Source organism: Jiangella ureilytica, assembly GCF_004348545.1.
Lineage (GTDB): Bacteria > Actinomycetota > Actinomycetes > Jiangellales > Jiangellaceae > Jiangella > Jiangella ureilytica.
In genome coordinates, this window is the sequence record NZ_SMKL01000058.1 from 16,039 (window position 1) to 39,868 (window position 23,830).

Annotated in this window: 22 protein-coding genes and 1 pseudogene; 10 read left to right on the forward strand and 13 right to left on the reverse strand. The window is 72.8% G+C overall.

Features of this window, described 5'->3' with window-relative positions; translation table 11 throughout:
* Positions 1-29: 29 nt before the first annotated feature.
* The 12 genes from E1212_RS21580 to E1212_RS21640 all read right to left on the reverse strand — a co-directional run bounded on the left by E1212_RS21580 (position 30) and on the right by E1212_RS21640 (position 11,650).
* Positions 30-3,266, reverse strand: a complete 3,237-nt coding sequence (locus E1212_RS21580) for an AfsR/SARP family transcriptional regulator (protein ID WP_131986271.1) — start codon at positions 3,264-3,266, stop codon at positions 30-32.
* Between the two features lie 11 nt (positions 3,267-3,277).
* Positions 3,278-3,706: a TadE/TadG family type IV pilus assembly protein gene (locus E1212_RS21585; protein ID WP_131986273.1), complete on the reverse strand. Its 429-nt coding sequence runs from the start codon at positions 3,704-3,706 to the stop codon at positions 3,278-3,280.
* On the reverse strand, positions 3,703-4,098 hold the full coding sequence (locus E1212_RS21590; protein WP_203417072.1) for a TadE/TadG family type IV pilus assembly protein: 396 nt from the start codon (positions 4,096-4,098) through the stop codon (positions 3,703-3,705). The genes E1212_RS21585 and E1212_RS21590 overlap by 4 nt, the downstream gene beginning before the upstream one ends.
* A 43-nt stretch (positions 4,099-4,141) precedes the next feature.
* Positions 4,142-4,486: a TadE family protein gene (locus E1212_RS21595; protein ID WP_203417073.1), complete on the reverse strand. Its 345-nt coding sequence runs from the start codon at positions 4,484-4,486 to the stop codon at positions 4,142-4,144.
* Positions 4,487-4,637: 151 nt separating this feature from the next.
* Complete coding sequence (locus tag E1212_RS21600) at positions 4,638-4,838, reverse strand: hypothetical protein (RefSeq protein ID WP_131986279.1); 201 nt, start codon at positions 4,836-4,838, stop codon at positions 4,638-4,640.
* A gap of 124 nt (positions 4,839-4,962) precedes the next feature.
* Positions 4,963-5,868: a type II secretion system F family protein gene (locus E1212_RS21605; protein WP_131986281.1), complete on the reverse strand. Its 906-nt coding sequence runs from the start codon at positions 5,866-5,868 to the stop codon at positions 4,963-4,965.
* 43 nt (positions 5,869-5,911) lie between these two features.
* Complete coding sequence (locus E1212_RS21610; protein WP_131986283.1) at positions 5,912-6,820, reverse strand: type II secretion system F family protein; 909 nt, start codon at positions 6,818-6,820, stop codon at positions 5,912-5,914.
* Positions 6,817-8,418, reverse strand: a complete 1,602-nt coding sequence (locus tag E1212_RS21615) for a TadA family conjugal transfer-associated ATPase (RefSeq protein WP_131986285.1) — start codon at positions 8,416-8,418, stop codon at positions 6,817-6,819. Before E1212_RS21615 ends, E1212_RS21610 begins: the two co-directional genes overlap by 4 nt.
* Complete coding sequence (locus E1212_RS21620; protein ID WP_131986287.1) at positions 8,411-9,220, reverse strand: CpaE/TadZ family protein; 810 nt, start codon at positions 9,218-9,220, stop codon at positions 8,411-8,413. The genes E1212_RS21615 and E1212_RS21620 overlap by 8 nt, the downstream gene beginning before the upstream one ends.
* A complete protein-coding gene (locus E1212_RS21625; RefSeq protein ID WP_131986289.1) occupies positions 9,220-9,918 on the reverse strand; it encodes an SAF domain-containing protein in 699 nt (232 codons plus the stop codon). Before E1212_RS21625 ends, E1212_RS21620 begins: the two co-directional genes overlap by 1 nt.
* A 37-nt stretch (positions 9,919-9,955) precedes the next feature.
* A complete protein-coding gene (locus E1212_RS21630) occupies positions 9,956-10,462 on the reverse strand; it encodes a hypothetical protein (protein WP_131986291.1) in 507 nt (168 codons plus the stop codon).
* A 387-nt stretch (positions 10,463-10,849) separates the two neighbouring features.
* Positions 10,850-11,650 carry a hypothetical protein gene (locus tag E1212_RS21640; protein WP_131986295.1) on the reverse strand — a complete coding sequence of 267 codons (801 nt, stop codon included), beginning with the start codon at positions 11,648-11,650 and terminating at the stop codon, positions 10,850-10,852.
* A 253-nt stretch (positions 11,651-11,903) separates the two neighbouring features.
* Here E1212_RS21640 and E1212_RS21645 point away from each other — a divergent pair, with 253 nt between their 5' ends.
* From E1212_RS21645 to E1212_RS21675, 7 genes are all read left to right on the forward strand, one after another.
* On the forward strand, positions 11,904-12,173 hold the full coding sequence (locus E1212_RS21645) for a hypothetical protein (protein WP_131986297.1): 270 nt from the start codon (positions 11,904-11,906) through the stop codon (positions 12,171-12,173).
* Complete coding sequence (locus tag E1212_RS21650; protein WP_131986299.1) at positions 12,170-13,390, forward strand: conjugal transfer protein; 1,221 nt, start codon at positions 12,170-12,172, stop codon at positions 13,388-13,390. Before E1212_RS21645 ends, E1212_RS21650 begins: the two co-directional genes overlap by 4 nt.
* Before the next feature lie 43 nt (positions 13,391-13,433).
* A complete protein-coding gene (locus tag E1212_RS21655) occupies positions 13,434-13,757 on the forward strand; it encodes a hypothetical protein (protein ID WP_131986301.1) in 324 nt (107 codons plus the stop codon).
* Positions 13,758-13,813: 56 nt separating this feature from the next.
* Positions 13,814-14,563, forward strand: coding sequence for a hypothetical protein (locus E1212_RS21660; RefSeq protein ID WP_131986303.1), 750 nt, complete (start codon positions 13,814-13,816; stop codon positions 14,561-14,563).
* Complete coding sequence (locus E1212_RS21665; protein ID WP_131986305.1) at positions 14,556-17,189, forward strand: ATP-binding protein; 2,634 nt, start codon at positions 14,556-14,558, stop codon at positions 17,187-17,189. The genes E1212_RS21660 and E1212_RS21665 overlap by 8 nt, the downstream gene beginning before the upstream one ends.
* Complete coding sequence (locus E1212_RS21670; protein WP_131986307.1) at positions 17,186-19,477, forward strand: hypothetical protein; 2,292 nt, start codon at positions 17,186-17,188, stop codon at positions 19,475-19,477. The genes E1212_RS21665 and E1212_RS21670 overlap by 4 nt, the downstream gene beginning before the upstream one ends.
* A gap of 156 nt (positions 19,478-19,633) precedes the next feature.
* A complete protein-coding gene (locus tag E1212_RS21675; protein WP_131986309.1) occupies positions 19,634-20,446 on the forward strand; it encodes a J domain-containing protein in 813 nt (270 codons plus the stop codon).
* 3 nt (positions 20,447-20,449) lie between these two features.
* On the opposite strand, the gene E1212_RS21680 is transcribed toward E1212_RS21675, so the two are convergent.
* The gene (locus tag E1212_RS21680) at positions 20,450-21,310 is read right to left on the reverse strand and encodes a hypothetical protein (protein ID WP_131986311.1); all 861 of its coding nucleotides are present in this window, start codon (positions 21,308-21,310) and stop codon (positions 20,450-20,452) included.
* A 126-nt stretch (positions 21,311-21,436) separates the two neighbouring features.
* Here E1212_RS21680 and E1212_RS21685 point away from each other — a divergent pair, with 126 nt between their 5' ends.
* From E1212_RS21685 to E1212_RS21695, 3 genes and pseudogenes are all read left to right on the forward strand, one after another.
* Complete coding sequence (locus E1212_RS21685) at positions 21,437-22,045, forward strand: YbjN domain-containing protein (protein ID WP_131986313.1); 609 nt, start codon at positions 21,437-21,439, stop codon at positions 22,043-22,045.
* Between the two features lie 94 nt (positions 22,046-22,139).
* Positions 22,140-23,522: a CHAP domain-containing protein gene (locus tag E1212_RS21690; protein WP_131986315.1), complete on the forward strand. Its 1,383-nt coding sequence runs from the start codon at positions 22,140-22,142 to the stop codon at positions 23,520-23,522.
* Positions 23,519-23,830, forward strand: a pseudogene (locus E1212_RS21695) (hypothetical protein); the annotation flags it as partial. The gene E1212_RS21690 and the pseudogene E1212_RS21695, both read left to right, overlap by 4 nt.

The window sequence follows — 23,830 nt, forward strand, 5'->3', positions numbered from 1 at the left end:
GCGGCGCCCTTCGACACTGCGGCCGGTGGTTACAGGCGTTCCGGAATGCCGGACCGCTGCGGCGCCGGGCTGGTCAGCTTGGCGATGAGCCGGACGGTGGCGTCCTCGAGGTCGTCGCCGAGGTCGGCGCTGATGGCCGTCATGCGGGCGATGGCGTCGTCGATGCCGGCCCGGTTGCCGGCCAGGTGCTCGGCCCGGATGCGGTCGCGCCACAGCAGCTCCATGCCGGGCTCGACCTGCAGGCCGATGGTCGACGCCTTGCGGGCGAGGTGGGCGTCGCCGCCGCGGATGGCCCGCTGGGCGAGCTCGTGCGCGGCGTCGACGATGGCCGAGATCATCTCTTGCTTGAGGTGCTCGGCCCAGCCGTAGCGGCGCGGGTTGACGCCGGTGAACGGCTGGCCGCGGACCAGTTCGAGCGCCGCGACCAGCTGCGGCGTGCCGGCCAGGGTCGGGTCGTCGCCGACGAGGGCGCGCCACTGGTCCCAGTCGGTGCTGACGCCGGGGTGGAACCGGTAGCCGGAGTCGACGCGGGGCAGATAGTCGTCGCCGTGGATGTCGCGGCCGAACCAGCGGCGCAGCTTCGAGATGGCGGTGTTGCGGGTGTTCTGCGTGACCCGGCTGCCCGGCCACATGGCGTCGTCGAGCGCGGAGTGGCCGCGGCCGGGGTTGAGCGCGATGAACGCGGCGATCTCGGTGAGCTGGCGGTACTTGGACTGCTCGACCGGCCCTTCGGCGTCCTCGACCTCGACCGGGCCGAGCAGCAGCACCGTCGGTCCCTCGCCCGGCACGACGTGGTGGGCGGGCTCGGGCTCGGGCACCTCGTCGTCGGTGGCAGCCCGGTCGTCGACGGCGTCGGGTGCGGCCAGGCGGTCGAAGTCGGCCTCGAGGGTGTCGAGCGGCTCGAGCAGGCCGGGGCCGACGGCGCCGGGATCCGGCTCGCCGACCGGGTGGCCGGAGGTGTCGACCCACGGCCGCACCGCCGGCTGCGAGGTGATGCCCAGCAGCTCGAGGATCTGGGCGTACTGGTGCCGGTCGAGCCGCTGCGGCTGCACCTCGACGCCCACGGGCTGCAGGACGGCGGCGTCGGGATCGCCGTCGGTGAGCTCGAGCGACCACTGGCCGACGGCGCCGTGCCCGCTGGTGACCGCCGCGACGGCGACCCGGGGCAGCGACTCGACCAGCTCGGCGAGCTGTTCCTCCTGGTCGGGGCCGAGCGGGGTGCCCAGCAGCACGATCTCCGGAGTCCAGGCGGCGACGGCGACCCCGCGGGCCCGGGCGTCGTCGAGTGAGTAGGCGCCGGACTCGGCCAGTGCCACGCGGTCGTTGCGCGCGCGTGTGGTCAGCTCGCCGAGCAGGCTGCCCACCGTCGGCAGGTGGCGGATGCGGCCGGTGTCGAGGCCGTCGGCCAGCTCGGGGCAGGTGCCGACCAGGGTGACCTGGAGGTCGTCGGCCCACGGGCTGGTGGCCAGCTCGACCGCCAGCGCCGCCATGACCTCGCGGGACCGGTCGTGGTCGCCGACGACGGCCAGCGTGCCGAGCCGCTCGAGGTCGAGCAGCAGGTGGCCGTCCTCGGGCCCGTGCCCGACGGTGACCAGGCTGGGGTACGGGGCCGGCACCTCGCGCAGCTCGGCGGCGTCGAGGGCGCGCACCGCGGCGGCCGGCAGCAGCCACACGTGCCCCTGCTCGGTGGCGACGAACGGCTCCGGCAGCTGCGCGGTGTCGGTGAGGTACAGCTCGAACTGCTCGGACGTGAGCCGGCCGATGCGCAGCGGCGGCAGCGCGACGCCGCGCCGGGCGCAGTCGGCGGCGAGGCCGCGCAGCGCGAGGTCGACCAGCTCGACGCTCATCGGGTCGGCGACGCCGCGCAGCTCCTGTTCGGTGCCGGCCAGTGCGCCGGCCGGCATGGCGATGCGCTCGCCCGGCTCGCGGCGGCGCTGCTGCGTGCGCCGGCGGACGGCCAGGACGCCCAGCACGCCGGCGGCCATGAGTGCGCCGACGCCGGCCGCGGTGCGCAGGGGCACGACGGTGTCGTCGCCGACGGCCTGGGTGGCGGCGTCGCCGAGCTCGGCGTCATCGGGCTGTTGCGCGGCCGGCGGCTGCACCGGCGCCTCGGCCGGCGGCTGCTCCTCGGCCGGAGCCTCGGCGGCGGGCGGCTGGGCCGGTTCCTCGGCGGCGGGCGGCTGGGCCGGTTCCTCGGCGGGCGGCGGGGCGGCGGGTTCCTCGGCCGGCGGCTGCGCAGGCTCGCGCGAGATGGGGTCGGCCACGACCGGAGGCGCCCCCGCCGTGCCGGGGACGGTGATGGTCCAGCCCGGCCGGATGAGGTCGGGGTCGGTGAGGCGGCGGCCGTCGGGCTGGACGGTGTCGCGGGAGGCGTCGACCAGTTCGGGGTAGCGGGCGCCGTCGCCGAGCCGCTGCTCGGCGATGTCCCAGAGGGTGTCGCCCTCGGCCACGACGTGCGTGGTGGCGCCGGTGTCGGCGACCGGGGCGGCCGTCGTGGCCGGCTCGGGCGGGAGCCGCAGCTGCCAGCCCGGCGCGATCCAGTGGGTGTTGTCGAGCGACCCGCCGCCGGGCTGGGGCGTGCCGTAGTTGAGCTCGGCGATCTCGGGCCAGCGCATGCCGTCGCCCAGTTCCTGCTCGGCGATGCGCCAGAGCGACTCGCCCCGCTGGACGGTGTGGGTGCGCTGGGCCATGGCCGGTGTGGCCGCCTCAGTGGCCGGTGCCGCCTCGGTGGTCGCGACCTCGGGGGCGGCCTGGGCGGGCGCCTGTGCCGTGGTGACGGGGGCCCGTTGCGGTGCGGGCGGCTGGACGGGCTCGGCCGCGGTGGCCGCGCCGACAGGCCCGACGACGAACGCCGCGGCGACGGCGGCCAGCAGCCCGGCGGCGGCGCGCTGCTGGAACCGCAGCGCCGGGAGGCGTGGCGCCTTGCGGCCGCTGAGCGCGGCCGGGATCTCGACCAGCAGGCCGACGGCGAAGCTGATCCAGCCCAGCCAGGCGATCCAGAGCAGCGCCTGCAGGAACAGCGACCCGTCGTCGGGCTCGGTGAGCGCGGACGTGACGTCGCCCCAGCTGGGCACGGAGTCGGGCAGCGGGTTGCCGGCCAGCGCCGTGAGCGCGAGCGGGATGCCGGCCAGGACCACGACGATGACGACCAGTGCTCCCAGGCCGCGCAGGACGGATCCGAACCGCGATCGCCGACCGCGAGGTCTGACGTCAGTCCCAAATGACATCGTGCGCCGGGGGCGGGTGCTGCGATGGGTTCGAGGCACGGGGGCTCTCCTCACTGTTCCTCACCGACTCCGCGCGCGAGGCGGGCCTGCGCGCTGCCAGTGGCCTGCGATGTCGGCTGCCCGATCAGGGACAGGAAGACGTTGTCGTAGGTGATCGCGGTGTCGACCTGCACGGTGGTGTCGTTGACGCGGCGGCAGTCGGTGGGTTGCCCGCCGGCCGCGGTGACGTAGCTGGTGGCGGCCCGGCAGGCCTGCGCGAAGTCGATGGTCGGGTGACCGGCGCCGTCGCCGTCGATGATGACCAGCTGGGCGGCGGTGCGGGCGCCCTCGGCGGCCAGGGCGTTGGCCCGCTGCATGGCCCGGATCTTGCCGCCGCCGTCGACGACCAGCCCGATGGCCAGGAACAACGCCATGACGATGACCACGGCGAAGATCGCGACGGCGCCCCGTTGGCCGTCGAGCCGGAGCCGGGCCCTCATTCGCGCATCCTGTAGGTGTCGAGCGGGCTCTCGACCGTCTCGGTGATCTCGCGCGAGCCGGGCAGGCCGGGGATGGCGACGTCGGAGAGCTGGACGCGGCACGTGACCGTCGCCGAGACGGTGGCGGGCTCGCCCGGCGGACGGCTGAACTGGCTGGTGTCGATCTGGATGGACGGGCCGCCGACGCACAGGAGGTCCTGCCGTTCCAGCGACGCCTCGGCGGCATCGCGGCCCTGGGTCAGCGCCTCGGTCTCGGTGCGGGCGATGGAGGCCGTCCGGGCCGCCTCGGCCGCCGCGTGCTCGACCGAGCCGCCGGCGATGGTGACCCGTCCGCCCAGCACCAGCAGCGCGATGATCATCAGCAGCCCGGGAGCGACCACCGCGAGCTCCACGGTGGCCGATCCGCGCTCGGTGCGCCCTGCACGCGCGGCCATGTCAGTCCGGCCCCGTGAAGCGTTCGACCGGGCCGCTGGCCGACTGGGACACCAGGTGCCCTGACCAGCCGGGGAACAGGCTCTGCGACGATCCCTCGACCGTGATGGTGACCTCGGTGTCGCCACCGCTGGCCGAGACCGCGACGGCGCTGAGGACGCCGTCGGCGCCCGCCTCTTGGGCGAACGACCGGGCCTCGGCCACACCGTCGGCGACGGTGGCGCCGTTGCTCGTGGCCGCGCGCACGCCCTCTTCGGCGGCCGCGAGCGCGACGTTGCGGGCGTGGTACCACAACGCGCCCTCGATGACGCCGAAGGTGATGAGCAGGACGACCGGGAACAGGACCACGAGCTCCAGCGTCGCCGCGCCTCGTTCAGGACGTCCGGGGGGGCGGCGGCTACGCCTGGCGGCGACCGCCAGGTCCCGGGGGGCGACGGGTGCCGTGAGGGACGAGGTGACAGGACGCCGCTGCCCGTCACGTGGCCGGCGGCTCATGGCCCTACTGGATCTTCGCTTGTTCGCGGTTGATGACGCCGATGATGATGCCCACCAGGGCGACAGCGGCGACGAACACCGCGGCGGCGATCACGACGTACTCGAGGGTCGTGGCGCCCTGCTCGCGGCGGCGTTCGGTCAGCTCGGCGAGGCGGTCGCGCAGCTCTGCGGACAGGACCGTCATCCATGTCTGGAGTTGCAGCATTGTCGTGTTCCTCTCGGGGGTGCGGGCTGTTCCCGACCCGTCACAGCTGTAGGCATGTCCGGGGAGACTTCTGTGACGTGCCGGAACCGGGGAATTCCTAGCTGAGGAAATAACGGACAAAAGGTCATTCGAGCATACGCATCACCGTCGGTGCCGCCAGGAGAGCCATGAAAACGACGCCCAGAAGGGCGACCGGCATGACCATTCGTTCGCTGTCAGCATTGGCGCGGGCGTGCTCGGCCGACAGGGTGGCGTCGCGCAGGCCACTGGCACGCGCGCGCAGGCTCTCGTAGACCGTGGCTCCCTCCTCTCCGGACAGCCGCATGATGTCGGCGAGATCGTCCAGGTCGCTGAGCCCGAGCTGCATTGACAGCGTGTGGAGCCCCTCCCAGGGCGTCGTGCCGGACCACCGCGCCCGGGCCAGCTCCTCGCGCAGCCGCTGGAACACCCAGGAGTCGCCCACCTCGGCGGCGTTCTCGAGTGCCTGCGTGGAACCGGCGCCGCCGGCCCGCTCGAGCGCGACGAGGTCGATGTAGGCGCCCAGCGCGCGCGTGAACTCCTCGCGCGCGCTGTTCGCCTTCTGCCGGGTCTCGATGTCGGGCAGGAACCACATGACGACGGCGAGGATCAGCCCGACGAACGCCGGCACCGTGAACGGCAGCGACACGCCGGTGATCATCAGGGTGAGCGTCAGGATGGCGGGGAACGCCAGTCCGAGCAGCGCCCACAGCGCCTTCTCGCCGTAGTAGCGATAGGCCGGGATGCGCAGCAGATCGAGCTCTTGGCGCGGCAGCCGGAAGCCGACCAGCGACGGCAGCCGCTGCTCGAGGAACCGGCCGAGGCGATCCTGGAACAGCGAGCTCGACTGGGTGGCCTGCGGCTCCAAGGCCCGGGTGGTCTCGGTGCCGGTGTCGTGCAGCCGGCCCAGCGTGGCCCGCAGGTGCGGCTGCGCCGGCACCAGCTCGCGCACCACGAGCGCGAGCCCGAGGCCGGCCAGCGCGCCGGCGAGGATGCCCAGCTCCCAGATCATCGGACCTCCGTCCCGACTGCGCGCAGGCTCCGCTGTGCCCGGGTCATCGCGCCTCCGCCCGGTTCGGGCCGGTCGTGGAGCGCAGGTCCCAGCCCATGATCCGCGGCAGTGCGCGGGGCTTGGTGATCTGACGCATCCACAGCAGGCAGAGCACGTAGCAGCTGAGCAGCACGATGAGGATGATCTGGCCGATGGCCGTGCCGTACGGCTCGATGTAGGAGCTGTTGAACGTCATGAAACCGAGCACGACCAGCGTGATGATCGTGACCATGCGCGCCGTCGTGCGCGGCTTGGAGCGGTCGGCCTCGATCTTGCGCCGCACCTGGACGTCCTGTGCCACCGTCGCCGCCAGCCCCTCGAGGACCGCCGCCAGGCCGGCACCGCGCCGCGTCGCGCCTAGGATCAGCGACGACGCGATGAGGTCGCCCGTGGCGTCGTCGAGGTCGTCGGCGAACGCCCGCAGCGCCGACACCGTCGGCCACCGGGCCCGCAGCCGGGCGACCAGCGTGGTCACCTCGGCGCGCAGCGCGTCCGGGGTCGACTTCATGGTGGCGGTGATGGCCTGCTCGAGCCCGACCCCCACGGTGAGGACGCCGGCCAGCGACCGCGTCCACTCCTCCATGGCCTCGAGCTTGGCGACCGGGGTGGCCGTCGGCGGCGGCGCCAGCAGTGCGGGCAGGCCGATGAGGGCCGCCGGCACCAGCACCACGAGGATCAGCCAGCCCGTGAGCAGCCAGGCCACCATGCCGCCGGCCAGGCCGATGGCGAGCAGGACGCGCAGCTGCCGGGCCGCGGGGTTCCGGCCGCCGGTCATGCTGATGTAGCGGGCCTTGAGCCGCTGGCCGGCCGTGGCCGGGCTGGCCTGCACGGGCTGCGGGATCAGCCCCAGGATCACCACCAGCAGGCCGCCGAGCACCAGGATCGCCGCGAGCGCCGCGGCGAACGGCGTCACGGCACACCGCCGTGGTCGAGCAGGCGCGGGTTGAAGCCGGCCCGCTCGAGGTCGGACAACCAGATGGGCGGCGTGCCGGGGACGGCGTGGCCGTCGGGGCCGGGCTGGAACACGTCGGTGATGGCGGGCAGGCCGTGCTCGCCGGGCTCGACGGCGATGATCTCGCTGATGTAGCGCCGGCGCTTGCCGCCGGCGTGGCTGTTGTCGATCAGCTCGATCTGCACGATGAGGTCGATGTGCTCGGCGATCTGGCGGTACGCGAACGACTCCGTGACGTGCTGGCCGGCCTCCATGGCACAGGTGACCAGGCGCTCGATGGCGGCCCGCGCCGAGTGCGCGTGCGTCGTGGAGAGGGATCCGGCGCCGGACTGCATGGCCTTGAACATCGGCAGCACCTCGCGGCCGCGCACCTCGCCGACGATGAGCCGGGAGAGGTTCATGCGCAGCGAGTCGAAGACGAGGTCGTCGAGCGTGATCTCGCCGACGGCGCGGCCGTCGGGCCCGCGCTCGCCGCTGCCCGGCCGGGCCTCCCACGCCACGATGCGCCTGTGCCGCTCGGGCATGTCGTGCAGGTGCAGCTCGTACTCGGTCTCGATGGTGCCGATGCGCTCCATGGGGTCGAGCTCGTTCGTCAGCGCCCGGACCAGTGTGGTCTTGCCCGCGCCCTGCGCACCTGAGACGACCAGGCTCTTGCGCGACCGGACGGCGGCGGCCAGGAACGCCGCCGCGGCCGGGCTCATCATGTCGAGGTCGACGAGCTCCTTGATGCCGATGTCGGTGAGGCGGTGCTTGCGGATGACGGCGACCGGCCGCGGCGTGATCCACGCGGTGGCCGCGAGCCGCGACCCGTCGCGCAGGCGCAGGTGCAGCCGCGGGTTCGACGGCGAGAACGGCCGCTCGTTGTTGCCCGTGCGGGTGGCCAGGAACGACAGCGTCTCGATGAGCTCCTCGTCGCTGTCGGCGACCGCCGGGCCCTCGACGATGCGGCCGTCGTCGTAGATGAGGTGGACGTTGTCGTGGCCGTTGATCTCGATGTTCTCGATGTCGGGATCGTCGACCAGCGGCTGCAGCCGGCCTAGCCCGAACAGCGCGGCCATGATGGCCTCGGCCAGCTGGATCTGCTCGTCCGGCGTGATGATGGGCAGGCCCTTGGTGAGCGCCCGCTCGGCGTGGTCGGCCAGCAGCTCGACGACGATGCTGCGGCCCAGCTCGCGCCGGCCGGCGTCGTCGAGGCCCTCGCGGCTGCGCAGCGCGTGCGCCAGCTGGTCGGCGGCCTGCTCGCGGTAGGCGCGCACCAGACCCCAGTCGACCTCGCCGCCGGGGCCGGTCATGGGCCGCAGCATGGTGCCGTTGGGGTCGAGCCGGGCGAACGCGTCGTCGCCGCGGCGGGCGTGCTGCCCCGCCGGCACCGGGCCGCGGCCGCGCTGCGCCGTCGCGGAGGCCAGCCGGGCCTGCAGCGAGCGGCGCAGATCGCTCTGGCCGGCCGGGCCGCGCAGCGCGTGCTGGTCGGTCCACTCGTCGCCGGCGCCGGCGTGCTCGGGCTCGGCGAACAGCGGCAGGTTCTCGAGGCTGGCCGCGGCGTTCGTGGGGTCAGCCATAGGTGTGCTCCTCCATCAGGGACTCCGCGGCCGGGGCCAGCCGGGTGCGATGGCGCTCGATCAGCTCGTGCACGGCGCCGATGACGACCCGGGTGCTGCGGAACAACGGAGCCGCCGCGAACCGCCGTCCGTACGGAGCCCCCACGCTCAGGGAGTCCGACGCCGCCTGGTCCCAGGCCATCGAGGCGAGGACGGGCACGCCGAGCGCGGAGTGGATCTCGCGCGCGCGGTACGGCTGGCCCTCGCCGACCAGCAGCATGGCGAGGGTGTCGTCGCCCTGGCCGAGCTCGACGAGGTCGTCGCGCAGCACGTTCACGCGGGCCCGGGCCGCGCTGACGGCGGGCAGCGTGGTGCGGGTGACGAGCAGGACGGCGTCGGCGGAGCGCAGCAGCGGCATCGGGCCGTGTCGCATGCCGAGCCGTCCGGCGTCGACGATGACGTCGGTGCCGGTGCGCTCGAGGTTGGCCAGCACGATGCTCAGCGGCGACCAGAGCTTGTCCATGCTGGCTGCCTGCTGGGCGTTGACCAGGCCCGGGACCAGCCGGACGCGATCCTCGATGAGCGCGATCGTCTGGTCGTAGAACTTCTCGTCGAGCACGCCGCGCCGGTGCGCCACGGCCAGGCTGACCAGGCCGCGGTCGGGCGGGACGGTGCCGCGCAGGTAGCCCGCGAGGATGCTGCTGCTGCCGGCGACGTCGGCCTCGATCAGCACGACCGGCCGCGGCCACAGCATGGCCATGGCCAGCGCCGTGGTTGTGACGCCCGGTGCGCCCCGTGCCGAGGTGAGAGCGACGACCGCCATCACTCGCCTCCCGCGCGCGACATGAGGATCACGACGATGCGCCCGGTGGCGACGCGCGCGGCGAGGTCGGGGGCGCGCACCTCGGGCAGGATGACGTCGACGATGCGCTGCCCGGTCTCTTCCTCGGTGTGCGACGAGACCACGGTGGCCTCGATGGACTCGGGTGTGGAGCCGGGCGGGTCGTCCTGCGGGTTCGGCGTGTCGACGATGCGGACGGTGTCGCCCGGGCGCAGCGGCTCGCTGGGCAGTTGGGCGCTGGTGACGGCGACGCCGACCATGGCCTCGCCCTCGGCCGGCTGGACGGTGCCGCTGAACGAGTTCTCGGTGATGAGCGAGCCGGCCGGCAGGTCGAAGGACGCGTAGTGGCCGACCACTTCGTCCTGCCGGGTCGCGCGGACGGGGTCGAGCGCGGGGTCGGCGTTGATGCTCGCCGTCGTGAGGTCGTCGGCGGTGATCAGCTCGCCGCGGGCGACGTCCTCGCGGACCGCGAGCACCTCGACGGTGTCGCTCATGCTCGTGGCCAGCCAGGCCGCGCCCAGGCCGCCGAGGGCGACGAGGGCCACGCCGAGGCCGATCAACGCCGGCCGGCGTCGCTGCTTCGGGGGTGCGGCGACCGCCGGTTCCAGCTTGGCCTCGGCGATGTCGAACTGGTCGTCGAGGTGATCGGAAGCCGGCTGATGGGTGGGGGGCGAACTCATCGGTGCCGTCCTGCGTGTCCGGGGAAGGGGGGTGGAGCTAGGTGATGCTGTCGAGGTAGTACGCGAGCGCCAGGGTCGCCAGCCGGCTGCGGGAGCCGGCGCCGAGCTCGGTGACGAGCCTGTCGAGCACTTCGTAGTCCTGTTCGTACAGACGGATGTTGAGCGGTGAGAGGGGCTGGGCCACGGGAAGCTGGGGCTTCGCCGTGCGGGCGGTGAAGAGTCGGCCTCCGATGCTGCTGGACTCGTGGTGCAACTTGGTCAGGTGCTCGTGCCCGGCCTCGATGGCGTCGATGAGGATCTGCCCGTTGGACCTGCCGGACCGCTGGCGCTCCGCCGCCACCAGCGAGAGCAGGGACGACGGGACGTGCACGACGCTCGGCTTGATGACGGGGGTGCCCGCCAGCCGGCCGCCGTCGTGCGTCGGCTCGTCGACCGGGTCGACCGCGGCGCCCCGGGTCAGGACGTCGTCGTCCAGGCCCGTGGGACCGACCGCCGGGCTCATGCCCTGCCGCAGGAACTCAGCGGTCGGAGTGCTCTCGGTCAACGCCGGCCTCCCTCGAGACGGTGCGAGGCCGCGCCCTGCACGGGCGGCCTCGTGGCACGAGGGTATGTGACTGGAGCCACAACTGCATAGGGCACGGATTGTTAAGTCTTGGCGAGCGTCTGGCGAATGTATGACCCATGTATGGGCTCCGTCCGAGCCGGTGCGAGCCGCCCTGCCGACTCACCCGTTCAGACGATCCTGAGCCCAGACCCCGGCGCGCGCAACCCGAACGGGTCACTTCGATGATCATGGACGTGACCCGTGTGACATGCGTGAACGATGTGGCCGATCGACACGGCGGACGACGGCGGCAGCCTGCGGTCAGGCGACGGCCGGGCAGCCATGAGGCAAGGGCCGGGCAGCCGTCAGGCAAGGGCCGGGCAGCCGTCAGGCGGCGGCGGGGACGTCGGCGCGGACCTGCGCGGCGACCTTGCGGACGGCGCGGCTGGCCCGCTGCCGGGCGGCCGGCCAGCTGAGCCCGTGCCGCTCCGCGGCCGCGGCGCCGCCCTCGGTGCCGGGCGCCGGCGTGTAGATGTCGAGGATCAGCGTCGCGTCGCCCGCCGTGATGGTGCCCTCGTCGACCGCCCACGTGAGCAGGTCGAGCAGTTCGTGGTCGGCGGTGGTGCGGGCCGACGGCGCCACGGGCAGGAGATCGGCGGCCAGGACGTCCGGACTCGTGGGCGTCTCGCTGAGCTGATGGGTGAGCTCGGTGGTGACGGCGCGGAGCGTCTCCATGGCGATGTTCGCGGCCACCTTGGCCGGGCGGCGCTCGATGGGATAGGTCGCGATGGTCGTCCACAGCGCGGCGACGGCGGTGTGCTCGAGGCTGGGCCGGGTGTCGCGGCCGGCCCGCGTCATGGCGATGCGCACGGCCTTGCCGAGCATGAGCTGCAGAACGGTGCGGCCGGCCAGCGAGTCGCCCGTGCGGGCGAGCCGCAGCAGCGCCAGGAGGATCCGGTCGGCCTGCTCGCCTCCGGCGCCGGAGACCGCCGGCTCGACGTCGCCGAGCGTCAGGCAACCGGTCAGCTCGGGGTGCCGGACGGCCCAGCGGGCGACCGCGGACTCGGTGTACGGGTCGGCGCACAGCCGGCTCCATTCGGCGTTCAGCCGGCCCACGAGACTGGCGTCGGTGCGGCGGCGGGCGCCGGTGCGGGTGACGTCGTGGCCGCTGGCGAGAGTGGTCGGCATCGGGTGGCTCCTCCGGGGTGGATCGACGCGTCCACCGTCGCCCGCGGGGCTTGCCCGGCCACTTGCCCGCGGTGGTCCGGAGCCGGTCGCGCCTCTTGCCCGCGCGGGGAGTGCGCAGGTCAGCGCCTTGCCCGATGACCGTCATGATCCGAATGCCCGATCCTCGCCGGCAACGCGAAGCGATCACCCCGTCACAAGACGCCATCCCCCGGCACCTACGCAGACGACCGACCCCGCGACCGAGGAGCCCGCGATGACAGAGCGCTTCAGCAACCGGCAGTCCCTCCTGGACGCGGCCACGGTTCTGGCGGCGCGACGGGCCATCGACCGCGAGTTGGCGCACCTCATCGCCGACCCCTTCGATCGCGACGCGGCCAAGCGGCTGCACGACGTGGTCGGGGCCAACGCCGACCGGGCACAAGAGGCGCTCGAGCGCCTGGTGCACGTCACCGAGCTGCGCGAGCCCTGGGAGCCCGGCGGCGCGGCCGACGCCGAAGCGACACACGAGGAACCGGCACCATGAAGGTCAACTGGGGCTTCGGCCCGCCCAAGGACACCGATGGCGGCGACACCGCGCCGCGCGAGAAGTCCGCGCCCTCGGAGCAGCACACGTGGACCGGCGGCTCCCAGCTCGCCACCCGGGTGGTCGTCGGGCTGCTGTGGGCCGCGCTGATCGCCGGTCCGCTGGCGCTGGCGCTGCAGATGCTGCTGCCCGAGTCGCGCCCGGTGGTCCGCCAGGACGGCTACGTCGACCGCATCGGCGAGGCGGCCGCCGTCAGCGAGTTCGCCGAGCGCGCCGTCGTCGCCTGGCTCGAGACGCCGGCCGAGGAGTCCGACGTCCTGCGCGCCTACTTCGGCGACCTCGGCCTGGCCCGCCCCGACATCCCGTGGACCACCGACGGCTCCGCCGTCGCCGAGATCGTCAAGGACGACACCGGCCTCTGGTCGGTCACCGTCGGCGTCGACGCCACCGAGGGTGAGCCGCCGGCCGACGCCGCGCCGGCCCAGACGCCCGCCGGCGAGGCCGAGGAGCCCGCCGAGGCCGGTGAGACGCCGGCGGCGGGCGAGGACGACGCCGACGCCGAGCCGGTGCAGCGGGTCACGTCCGGCCGCCTCTACTTCCAGCTGCCGGTCCTCTACGTCGACGGGCAGATGATCGCCCAGGCGCTGCCCTCGCCGGTGCCGGCGCCCGGCGACTTCGACCAGCTGACGTCCGCGTACGACCACGGCCTCGCCGCCGACCATCCCGCGTTCGCCAGGGTGGCCAACTTCCTGGGCGCCATGCTCGTCAGCGGCGACCAGGCCTCGCTCGAGGCCTACAGCAGCCCGGGCACGTCGTTCCGGGCACTGAATCCGGTGCCCTACGCCGGCGTCCAGGTCGACACCATCGTCGCCGCCGGCGGCGAGGCGCCGAGCGAGGAGCCGGCCGACGGCGAGACCGCCGAGGTCCAGGCCAACGTCACCCTCAGCGGCTCCAACGGCGAGCAGCTGGGTGCGCAGTACTCCCTGGTGCTCCAGGCGCGCGAGGGACGGTGGGAGGTGGCCCGGCTGCGCACGTCGCCCGCGCTGGCCGAGCCCGTCCCCATCCCCACGCCGTCGCCGGCCGCCACCGCGACTCCTGGGACGAGCACCTCTGAGGGGACCTCGTCCCAGGGCCCAGGCCCGACACCGTCCGACACACCGACGAGGGAGGCCGGATCAGACCCAGCACCCACGGGGTCGACCACCGAGTCGCCCTAGCTCACCCGCCAGCAACCCAGCCCGCTCATAAGGAGAAGGAGCCATGAGCCTCATCACCGGACTCACGGCGACGGCACCCGACCTCGCCACCTCGTCCATCACCATCCAGGCCGGACTGCTCGACTGGACCACCGACACCGCCTCGAACCTGCAGACGGTGCTCCGAGTGGTGGCCATCACCGTGGCCATCCTGTTCGTGGTCTTCAAGGCGGTCCAGTCGAAGTTCGCCATCGGCACGATCATCGTGTCCGCTCTCGCGGCCGGCGTCTTCATCTGGATCGTCTACAACGTCACCGCCCTGCGCGACACCGTCGGCGAAGACCTCCCCGGGTCGGCGCCGGTGTCGCACCAGGTCGACATCACCTAGCCCGTAGGGCGCCCATGCAGGCCGGCCACGAGACCCCAGGGCGGAGGTGACGATCGATGGCCGAAGACCAGGACGACCTGGAGACCGTCAAGTACTACACGCGGGCGCGCAAGTTCCCGCAGCTGCTCGGGCGCATGCCCGACGGCACGAAGATCCCCGGTGGGCCGTACACGGTCCAGCAGCTGATCGCGGCCATCATCATCATCGTGGTCGGCGGGCTGACCATCGACACGTGGGGCGTCTTCGGCGTGTTCGGCAACGTCGCCCTGCTGTTCGGGACGGCGTTCGGCGCGGTCTTCCTCATCGGCCGCCTGCCGATGAACGGCCGCAACCCGCTGTACGCCCTGCTCGGCCTCTACCGGGTCGTCAACGCGCCCGCGTCGGGCAGGTACCAGGGCCGGCCGGTGAAGTTCCGGCGGCCGCGACGCGTCCGGCACCGCACCAACGTCTACCTCGGCCCGCTGCCGGGCACCGATCCGTGGGCTGGGCTCGAGCCCGGCACCGCGGTGGCGGCCGGCGGCACCGAGCTGCCCGCCGGTCTGCCCGACGGCTTGCGGCTCCGGCTCGAGCGGACCCCGCCCCCGCTCGACGAGGCGCCCGATCAGCCGGTCGCGCCGGAACCGGTGGCGGCCGCGGCCACCGGGCCGCTCAGCGGGGTCCAGGCACTGCTGGCCCTGCTCCCGCCCGACCAGCAGGAATCCACCGCCGCCAGGCGCCCGGCGCCGCATACCCGCGGACCGCAGCGCGCCGCCGTCCGGCACGGGAACGGCGAGTTCCACGACTCTTGGGGTGAAGACGATGCGTAGTCCGGCTCGGGCCATGGCCGGCCACCTGCTCTGGTCGCGCGGGGGAACCGTGTGGGCGACCTGGCGGCTGCAGGCGCTGCCCTACGGGTTCCGGCCCGACAAGGACAAGCACAGTGTGCGCGCCGCGCACCAGGCGCTGCTGCGCGCTCTGCCGGGCGAGGCGCTGCTGGTGGGCGCCTGCGCGGCGCTCGACCCCGCCGCCATCGTCGAGCGCATGATCACCGGCATCCCGCTCGAGCACTGCCCCGAGTGGGCCGCCGAGTGCGAGGCCACGCTCGACACCCTCGACGAGCTGGCGCTGGGCCAGCGGACGTTCTGGCTGAGCGTGCCGTTGCGCAACGGCGGCCGGTTCGGCAACCTCGGCGAGTCCTTCCACGCCGCCATCGACGACTTCCGCGATCAGCTGGCGCTGCCACGGGCGGGCATCTCGCCGGCCGAGCTCAAGGTGCGCACCGAGCAGGCGCGCAAGGTCGAGCTCGGCATCCCGGCCGTGTTCCGGCCGCGCCCGGCCACCGTCGCCCAGCTGGTCTGGCTCTACCAGCACACGCTGCAGCGCGGCCTGTTCGCCGACATGGATCTGCCCGAGACCCGCGCCGACCACGAGGCCGCCGTCGTGCCCCGGCACGGCGTGCTGTGGCCCGACGCCCTCATCGACGAGGGCGGCCAGTCCGAGCTCGACCGCCGTCAGCTCAAGAGCTGGAACCCGCTGCGCCGCAAGTACGTCAAGATCACCCAGCCCGACCAGCCCGACGCCGTCTCCTTCCAGGGCCTGCTCGCGCTCGCCGACACCCCGGCCGACGGCATGGTCTTCCCCGGCGGCGAGTACCTCGGCCGGGTCGACGACGCCGGGCTCGACGTCGACTGGGCGGTGCGGCTGCACACCCGCACCCGTGAAGAGGTCATCGCCCGCAACCGGCGCGCCGTCGCCAACCTCAACGACCAGTTCCTCCAGCAGGAGGGCCAGCTCACCACCGGCATGCACGCCATCGAGCGGTCCGCCCGCGACCTCGCCGAGTACGAGGCCCTGCTGTCCGCAGACGATCTCGAGGTCGAGGTCGAGGCCACCGTCATCTTCTGCGTGGCCGGGCGCACCGGCGAGCAGGTCATGGAGCAGGCCAAGGAGCTGCAGGCCTTCTACGGCGCCTCGGGGTTCAAGCTCACGCACCCGCTGGGCAACCAAGAGGACCTCTGGTGGGCCATGCTGCCCGGCACCCCGCTGGCGAAGTCGGTGCGCGAGTTCGCCCAGATCACCACGTCGCACTCCTTCTCCGCGTCGGTCCCGGTGGTCACCTGCGACGTCGGCGACACCAAGGGCAGCCTGCTCGGCCTCAACATCTCCACCGGCCAGACCGGCGTCGTCCACCACGACCCCGCGGGCGCCACCACGCGGCTCGACGTGTCCGGGTCGCTGGCCATCGCCGGCGAGCTGGGCGCCGGCAAGTCGGTCGCGCTGAAGAAGATCGCCGCCGACACCGTCGACCGCGGCGGCCGGTTCATCGCGCTCGACCGCACCGAGTCCGGCGAGTGGGTCACCATGGCCCGCGCGCTCACCACCCCCACCGTCGTCTCCGTCGTCGACCCGACCATGAGCATGGACCCGCTCCGGGTCTTCGACCGGCACACCGGCTCCCGCGTGGCGCAGTCGTTCCTCACCCCGCTGCTCAACGTGTCGCCGACGTCCGAGCGCGGCGTGCTGCTGTCCGACGTGCTCGAGGTCGGCTACCTCGCCCGGCACGGCATCCGCGGCCTCGGCGACCTCACCAAGCATCTGCTCGAGAGCTGCACGCTCGACGGCGCCTACGAGCTGGGCCGGCTCATGAACGTGTTCGCCCGCAAGGAGTTCGGCCGGGTCATCTTCGACACCTCGCTGCCGCCGGTCGAGCTGAGCGACCGCGCCATCGTGTTCTGGACCCGCACGCTCGAGCTGCCCGACCGCGACGAACTGCAGCATGCGCACCTGTTCGAGCAGATGAAGCTCGAGAAGATCTTCGGCCGGGCCATGTATGCGCTGATGGCCAGCATGGGCCGGCAGGTCTGCTTCGGCGACCGCTCCGAGCTGGCCCTGTTCATCGTCGACGAGGCCCATCACGTCACCGCGTCGCCCGAGGGCGAGCGCGAGATCACCGTCTTCGTCCGCGACGGCCGCAAGCATCAGGCCGCCGTCGCGCTGGGCAGCCACGACCCCGAGAGCGACTTCGGCGACGCCACCCTGCGCGGCCTCATCCCCACCCGCATCCTCATGCGGCACCGCGACAAGACGCTGGCCAAGCGCGGCCTCAAGTGGCTCGACCTCGACCCCGAGGACGAGTCCCTGGTCGCGCTCATCACCGAGCACACCAGCCCGGTCGGCCCCGACGGCGTGCCGGAGATGCGCCGCGGCGAGGCGCTCATGCGCGACGCCCTCGGCAACGTCGCCCGCATCAAGGTCATGCCGCCGTCGCGGCCCGAGCGGTTCGAGGCCATGAAGACCTCCCCGCCCGAGGTCGTCATCGGGCAGCGACAGAGCGCCGCCGGCCGGCTCGCCCGCGGCATGGCCCCCACCGTCCCCGAGCTCGAGGGCGGCGACGGGCCGGCCGAGCTCGAGGCGGGCCGGCCCGGCCACGCCGTCGGATCGCGGCCCGCATGAGCGTCGCCACCGCCGCCGTCAACATCACCGCCCGGGCCTGCGAGGCCACGGACGGCAACGGCCTCGGCGACCAGCACCTCACCGCCGTCGGCACCTGCGAGGTGTCGGCGTTCCACGTGCAACTGGCACTGGCCGGTGGCATCACCGACCCGTTCCACCTGATCTTCAAGGTGCTCATGACGATCACCTGGGCGATCTACCAGTTCCAGGTCATCGCGCTGGCCTGGGTCACCGACTTCGTGCTCGGCATGACGTGGCTGAACTGGTTCACCGGCATCGCCGGCGACTTCCAGGACTCCGTCGCCGGCATGCTGTCGAACCTCAACGTGTACGTCGCCATGCTGACCATCACGGCGTTCGTCTGCATGTTGTGGATGGCCAGAGGCATGTGGGGGAAGGGCATCCTCCAACTCTTCCTGTCGCTGGTCATCGCCAACTACGCCGTCGCCGCCATCGCCTACAGCGAGAACCGTCCCGACAACAACCTCGCCCCGATCAACCCGATCTCCTGGCTCATCGGCAACGACGACACCCAGGACGGCCTGCTCTACGACGCCCGCGACACCGCCCGAGAGCTGGTCGGGCGCATCGTCTCCGACGACTCCTACTACTACGAGGGCGACGATCCGGGGCCCGATCAGGTCACGCCGGGGCAGAGCATCCTCGACACCTTCCTGTACCACCCGGCCATGCTGGTCAACTTCGGCTACATCCTCGACGGACAGTGCGAAGAGGCCTATGCCATCGCGCTGTCCCACGCCGGCAACGGCTCCACGAAGGACGAGCTCCGAGACGCGCTGGGCGAACGCCGCGGCGCCGGCTCGGCCGCCGACGGTGTCGACACCGGCTCCGAGCTGACCGACCCCGGCACCTGGTGGGGCGGCACCGGCGACGAACCCGTCGACTACGACCCCGAGGTCTGGAAGGTCGTCGGCTCCTGCACCACCGACAACGTCGACGCCTACGCGAAGATGGCCCGTCCCGACAGCTGGATGGCGCAGTTCGCGATCCAGCCGGCCGTCACGATCCTGGCGGTGCTCATCCTCATCATCGCCGGCGTGGTGTTCATCGCCGGCCTGTCCGCGCTGGTGCAGTGCGTGAAGCTGCTGGTCACGCTACTGCTCGCGATCCTCCCCGGCGGGGCCAGAGGTCTGCTCTGGCGCAACATCGGCCAGCTGTTCGCCACCGTGCTGATGATGATGTTCTGCATCCTCTTCCTCGGCGTGTTCCTGCACGTGGTGACCGACATCATGGCCTCCGGCGGCGCCCCCATCGGCAACCCCGACGACCGCTCCGTCCGCTGGGCCGAGATCGGCAAGTTCATCCTCGTCGACCTCCTCCTGGTCGCCGGCATCGTCCTCTTCTGGCGTGGCCGCGGCGCCGTCCACGAGACCAAGGACCGCGTGGCCGCGGCCATGGCCTCCACGTTCAACTCCGGCGGTGGTGGCGGAGGCGGCGCCTTCGGCGGCAACGCCCTCGTTCCCGCCGGCGGCGGTAGCGGCCCGGGCGGTCTCCAGCGGGCGGCGGGCAAACTCAACGCGATGAGCGACGCCGCCCGCAACATGAAGGGCATGGCCCGCACGGCCGGCCTCGCCTGGGCCACCGGCGGCGGCTCCCTGGCCGCCAAGGGCGGAACCCTGGCGGCCAAGAACACCGTCCTGCGCCGGGCGGCGCAGGGGGCGGGCGGCATGGCCCGGCAAGGTGCTGCCGCCCTGGGCGAGAGCAGCCGGAACGTGGCGCACACCGGCCTCGCGGCGGCTCGCCGCAGCCGCGTCGGCACCGAGCTCTCGCGCACCTCCACCCGGGCACGCGGCCGCATGCACCAGTTCGGCACCTGGTCCCAGAAGGGGGGCGCCTATGCGCGCAACGCCTACCGCACGGGCATGCAGAGGATGGGAGAGCACGGGTTGATGCCGACAGACGTCTTCCGTCGCAATGCGCACCGGACCCGTCGACTCATGACCGAGGGCGCGGCGACTGCGGCCGGCGGCCGTTTCGGCACCGCTGACATGGCCAACCGCTCGTTCTGGGCGGGCAAGGACGTACGCGCGGCCGAGGTCCAGCGAGCCGTCGACCGGAAGGCGCGGGCCGAGGCGGCCAAGAAGGCCTATGGCGACGCAGATGGGCGCCATCGTTCTGCGAAGGCCCAAGCCGACCTCACGCGCCGCCGGCACATGGATCAGGCTGCGGAAGAGGCCGCCGAGCGGCGTAGTGCACGCGAGCGACGCCGAATGAGCCGAGACTTCGCCCGGCAGGAGTGGGAGAGCCGTCGTCGTGGCCAGTCGTGAGGCCTGGTGGCGGATACGGCGACTTGGATTGCGCTCCACCTGCACGAATGCCTAGGCTCGCATCGACCGAACGGGAGCCGGGGATGTGGCAGGCCAGGACCGACGAGCCCGGACGGCTCAGCCACAGGGCGACCACGCACGGATCAGGCGGCAGCTGTGGCTGAGATCGACTACTACGACATCCTCGACATCCGCCCGACCGCGGGACCTGAGGAGATCAAGGCCGCCTATCACCGCGCCGCGCGGTCGGCACATCCGGATGCCGGCGGAACGGCGGGCATGTTCCGGCTGGTCACCGAGGCGTACCGGACACTCTCCGACCCACACCTCCGCGCCGCCTACGATGCTCGTTCCGGCGGCGACTCGACGCCGGCGAGCCCGGCGGGATTCGCGACCACCTCGGCGGAGCCCGACTGGGGCGAGGAGGTCCGCTGGGACGCCGGTGTGCCCATGAGCCACGGTCCGGATCTCGCCGACGAGACGCCGACGGGTCCAACGGAGCCCGAGGAGTTCGTCGACAGGCAGTTCGGGAAGCTGGATCGATGGATGGTGAGCGGCGCCGGACCGACCGTCCTGCGCTGGGCCACAGTCATCGCGGTCGTGATCTATGCAGCCATCACGTATGTCCTCGTCGAGCGCCCCGACCTGGTGCGTCCCGATGCAGCCGGCGACGACGCCTGGGGGGACCTGCTCGCCAACACCTCGGTGCTGCGGTTCATGCTGATCGCCTATGCCGTTCTCGCGCTGGGCGGCTACTTCGGCATCCTGTGGATCCCGTTGGCGATCGTCCACGCGGCGACGTTCCTGTGCATCGTGGTCTGGTTCGTCATGTACTGGGGCATGGCGAGTGACACCGAGCGGGCGGGCTTCACGGTGATCGCCGCCCTGTGGTGCATGTACAGCGCAGTGATGGCCGCCGTGCCGCTGCTGCGCGAGTACCGATCCGACGGCGACGCCCAGCCGGCGTAAGGGTCAGGTGAGCTCGCCGCGGGCCGAGCCGCCGGACAGGGCGGGCGGGGAGTTCGCGGCGACAGCGCTGTCCTGCTCGTAGCTCGTCAGCTCCGCCACCTCGGCGGGGCCGAGGGCGGCGGTGAGCAGCTGGACGTGCCAGGGAGCCGCGGCCAGCGCGACCTCGGCCTGCGCCGTCGTCATGCGGCGGGGGACCTTGATCGAGCGGAGCGCGAGCAGCGCGATCACCGTGTCGGGGGAGGTGCGGAGGAGGCCGGCCTCGTGCAGGCGCGGGATGTCGTTGCGCACGCCCTGGTAGAGATACTCCTCGCTGACCAGCGGTTCGGGGACCGTGGTGAGGATCTGCCTGCGCACCGGCGCCGGCAGCACGTCGATGATCTCGGGCGCGTCCTCCTGGCCGGGCGACGCGTCCGGGCCGGGAGCAGGAGCGGCCTCGACGGGCACCATGCCGGAGCGCTGCCTCACCTCGCCCACGAACCGGTGCGTGCTGACTCCCAGGCGCCAGGGCGTGCTGGGCCGGAAGCGGTTGCCGTCCAGCGCGTGGAGGCCGCGCACCGCCTCGATCAGGACCAGCCGCGACCGGTCGACGGCCCAGGCGCCGGCCCGTTGGACGACCTCGCCGCCGCGGCGCCGGGTCCGCCGCGCGTTCGCCCCGGCCACGAACGGCTCCGCCGGGATGCAGCCGTGGCGCTCGAGCACCACCGTGACCTCGGGCGGGATGCGTTCCCAGCTGTGCCACGGCCGCTCCGCCGAACCGTCGAACGAGCCGTCCAGGGTCGAGGCGGACGGGCCCGCACCGGCATCGACCTCGGCAGGCGCGCGGGGGGAGAGGTCGCGGGAGGCGGAAGAGTGGTCGGCAGGCATCGCGTCCTCTGCGGGCGGTCGTGATCAGCACCACTCTAGTCACGGTCCGCCGCCGCCCCGGGTGTCACAGCCGGACTCCCCGCCGTACCTACACCACCAGAACCGGACGCGGAGAGGACTCGCGCGATGAACGACACCAACGGGCACAGGCCGCGCAGCCAGCTCGATCGTCTCCGGGCCATGCCCGGCCCGCAGAAGTCGCTCGACGGCCGCAGCGCGGGCGCACTGCCGCCGGCCCGCAGCACGCCGGCGCCCGCACCCGCGTCCACAGCGGTGCCCGCAACGACGTCGCCGGGGCCGTTGGTCCCGCTCACACTCTCGGCGCTCACCGCCGTCCTCGACGCCATGGAGGCGAAGTACTTCGTCGACGGCGACGACGCGGTCGGCGGGGTCTGGGAGAACGGGTACTTCTACTTCTTCCTGCTGTCCGAGGACGGTGCCGACCCGGTCTTCCAGGTCTACGGCCAGTGGGAGCGCGCATTGCCCGTCGAGCTCTACACCCAGGCCGCCATCTTCGCGAACGAGTGGAACGCCGAACGTACCTGGCCGAAGGCGTTCGCCCGCTCCCTCGACGACGAGTCGATCGGCCTCTACGGAGAGCTCACGGTCGACTTCGGCCCCACGGTCACCCGCGACCAGCTCGACCGCGCCGTCAACGCCGGCCTGGCCAGCGCACTCGCCCTCTTCGGCGAGGCGGCGCTCACGTTTCCCGAGGCCGTCGCCATCGAGTTCTGACCCGGCCCGGCCTGTCACAGAACGGGCCCGTCGCCGACCTACGTAGGTGTCCGCCGCACGCCGCCGTGGCGGGCGCCCGGATGGAGGGCGGGGTATGGCAGAGGGCTCGGTCGTCGCCGGCGGAGTGGTCGCCGGGCGCACCAGGACGACGCCTGCGCGCACTCCCGGCGGCACGGGCGACAAGGGCGGCAAGAACGGCGTCAAGAAGTGGCTGCTGGGCATCGCGCTCCTCACGATCTTCGGCGTCGTGGGCGCGGCGTCCATCGCGTTCATCCCGGTCGCCACCGTCATGGCCCTCTGGTGCGAGATCACCGACCGCGCGCCGCTCGCCGAGTGCACCATGCAGCCGGGCGGCCAGGTCTGCACCGGCGAGGCCACCATGGCCAACGTCCCCGCGCCGTGGGCCGAGATCTTCACCGCCGCCGGCGACGAGTTCAGCATCGACCCCGCGTTCCTGGCCGCGATCTACCTGACCGAGAACGGCAACGCCTGGAAGGACCTCGACACCGACTGGCCCAGCTCGCCGTGCTGCCACGGGCCCATGCAGTTCAACCTCGGTGCGGGCACCTGGGACGCGTACAAGTTCAGCGCCGACGGCGGCCCACCCGACTACATGGATCCCTGGGACTCCATGTTCACCGCGGCCAACCTGTTCACCCATGCCGACGGCCTCTACGGCAGCGTCACACCCGACACCCCACTGGGCGAGGCCGGGCGGTGGGACCCGGGCACGTTCCTCTACTCCGCCGCCAGCTACAACGCCGGTCCGGCCGGCAACTGGAACAACCCCGAGACCCTCCGCTACGTCGACAACGTCCACGCCCTCGTCTCGTCCAACTTCACCCAGGGCGGCACCGGCAGCTACGGCGAGTACGCCACCTACCCGCCGCCGCACGGCATGGGCATCGGCGAGGGCGAAGGCGGCGAGGGCGACACCGGCGGCGGCTGGACCGGCTGCGGCGGCGGCACCAGCGGCGGCGGGCTCGACGGCGTCGTGCGCATCGCCGAGCAGGAGTACGCCAAGGGCATCGTCGAGCAGCCGTTCGGCAGCAACTGCGGTCCCGTCATCTCCGACACCTACATCGCCAACGGCTGCGAGGAGTGGTGCGCCGACTTCGTCAGCTGGGTCTTCCACGAGGCCGACATCCCGTTCGAGGCCGAGCCCGGCACGCAGATGTACTTCTGGCGACATCCCTGGCAGATCCCCGCCGTCATCGGCATGAAGGCCTGGTTCGAGTCCGGCGGCCACGGCCAGGAGTTCATCCCCGTCGGCAGCGGCGGCCCCACGAAGCCGCCCCGGCCCGGTGACGTCATGATCTACTCCGGGCACGTGAGCATCGTCGTCGAGGTCGACGAGGCCAACCGCACGCTGGTCACCGTCGGCGGCAACGAGAGCAACCGCATCACCCGCGCCAACGGCACGTTCAGCATGGGCCCGAGCGGCCCCGTGGTCGGCTACGGGCGGATGAACCCATGATCCGCTCGCGCTCCTCGTTGCTGCTCGTCGGCGCCGCCGTGGTGCTGGCCGTCGTCGGCTTCCTGCTGATCCTCGGCGGTGGGGGCGACGACGGCGGCAGCACCGGTCCCGTGGGTGGCTCCGCGGGAGGACCGCCGGCGGAAGGTTCGTCCGCCGCCGCCACGTCCGCCGGCACCCGGCCGCCCGGCGACGACCCCGGCCAGGAGCCGGAGCCCGCCGGCTCCACCACGGCGGAACCTCAGCGGACGCCCTCGTCGACCAGCGAGGACGAGCCGCTCGAGCCGTCCGACACCCCGACCGCCCAGCCC

Bases quoted from the DNA above. Each gene is read 5' to 3' on its own strand.
- E1212_RS21640 (WP_131986295.1), bottom strand. From the start codon at position 11,650: ATGCCGACCACTCTCGCCAGCGGCCACGACGTCACCCGCACCGGCGCC.
- E1212_RS21615 (WP_131986285.1), bottom strand. From the start codon at position 8,418: ATGGCTGACCCCACGAACGCCGCGGCCAGCCTCGAGAACCTGCCGCTG.
- E1212_RS21605 (WP_131986281.1), bottom strand. From the start codon at position 5,868: ATGATCTGGGAGCTGGGCATCCTCGCCGGCGCGCTGGCCGGCCTCGGG.
- E1212_RS21660 (WP_131986303.1), top strand. From the start codon at position 13,814: ATGGCCGAAGACCAGGACGACCTGGAGACCGTCAAGTACTACACGCGG.
- E1212_RS21680 (WP_131986311.1), bottom strand. From the start codon at position 21,310: ATGCCTGCCGACCACTCTTCCGCCTCCCGCGACCTCTCCCCCCGCGCG.
- E1212_RS21665 (WP_131986305.1), top strand. From the start codon at position 14,556: ATGCGTAGTCCGGCTCGGGCCATGGCCGGCCACCTGCTCTGGTCGCGC.
- E1212_RS21585 (WP_131986273.1), bottom strand. From the start codon at position 3,706: ATGAGGGCCCGGCTCCGGCTCGACGGCCAACGGGGCGCCGTCGCGATC.
- E1212_RS21620 (WP_131986287.1), bottom strand. From the start codon at position 9,220: ATGGCGGTCGTCGCTCTCACCTCGGCACGGGGCGCACCGGGCGTCACA.
- E1212_RS21600 (WP_131986279.1), bottom strand. From the start codon at position 4,838: ATGCTGCAACTCCAGACATGGATGACGGTCCTGTCCGCAGAGCTGCGC.
- E1212_RS21685 (WP_131986313.1), top strand. From the start codon at position 21,437: ATGAACGACACCAACGGGCACAGGCCGCGCAGCCAGCTCGATCGTCTC.
- E1212_RS21650 (WP_131986299.1), top strand. From the start codon at position 12,170: ATGAAGGTCAACTGGGGCTTCGGCCCGCCCAAGGACACCGATGGCGGC.
- E1212_RS21625 (WP_131986289.1), bottom strand. From the start codon at position 9,918: ATGAGTTCGCCCCCCACCCATCAGCCGGCTTCCGATCACCTCGACGAC.
- E1212_RS21670 (WP_131986307.1), top strand. From the start codon at position 17,186: ATGAGCGTCGCCACCGCCGCCGTCAACATCACCGCCCGGGCCTGCGAG.
- E1212_RS21655 (WP_131986301.1), top strand. From the start codon at position 13,434: ATGAGCCTCATCACCGGACTCACGGCGACGGCACCCGACCTCGCCACC.
- E1212_RS21690 (WP_131986315.1), top strand. From the start codon at position 22,140: ATGGCAGAGGGCTCGGTCGTCGCCGGCGGAGTGGTCGCCGGGCGCACC.
- E1212_RS21645 (WP_131986297.1), top strand. From the start codon at position 11,904: ATGACAGAGCGCTTCAGCAACCGGCAGTCCCTCCTGGACGCGGCCACG.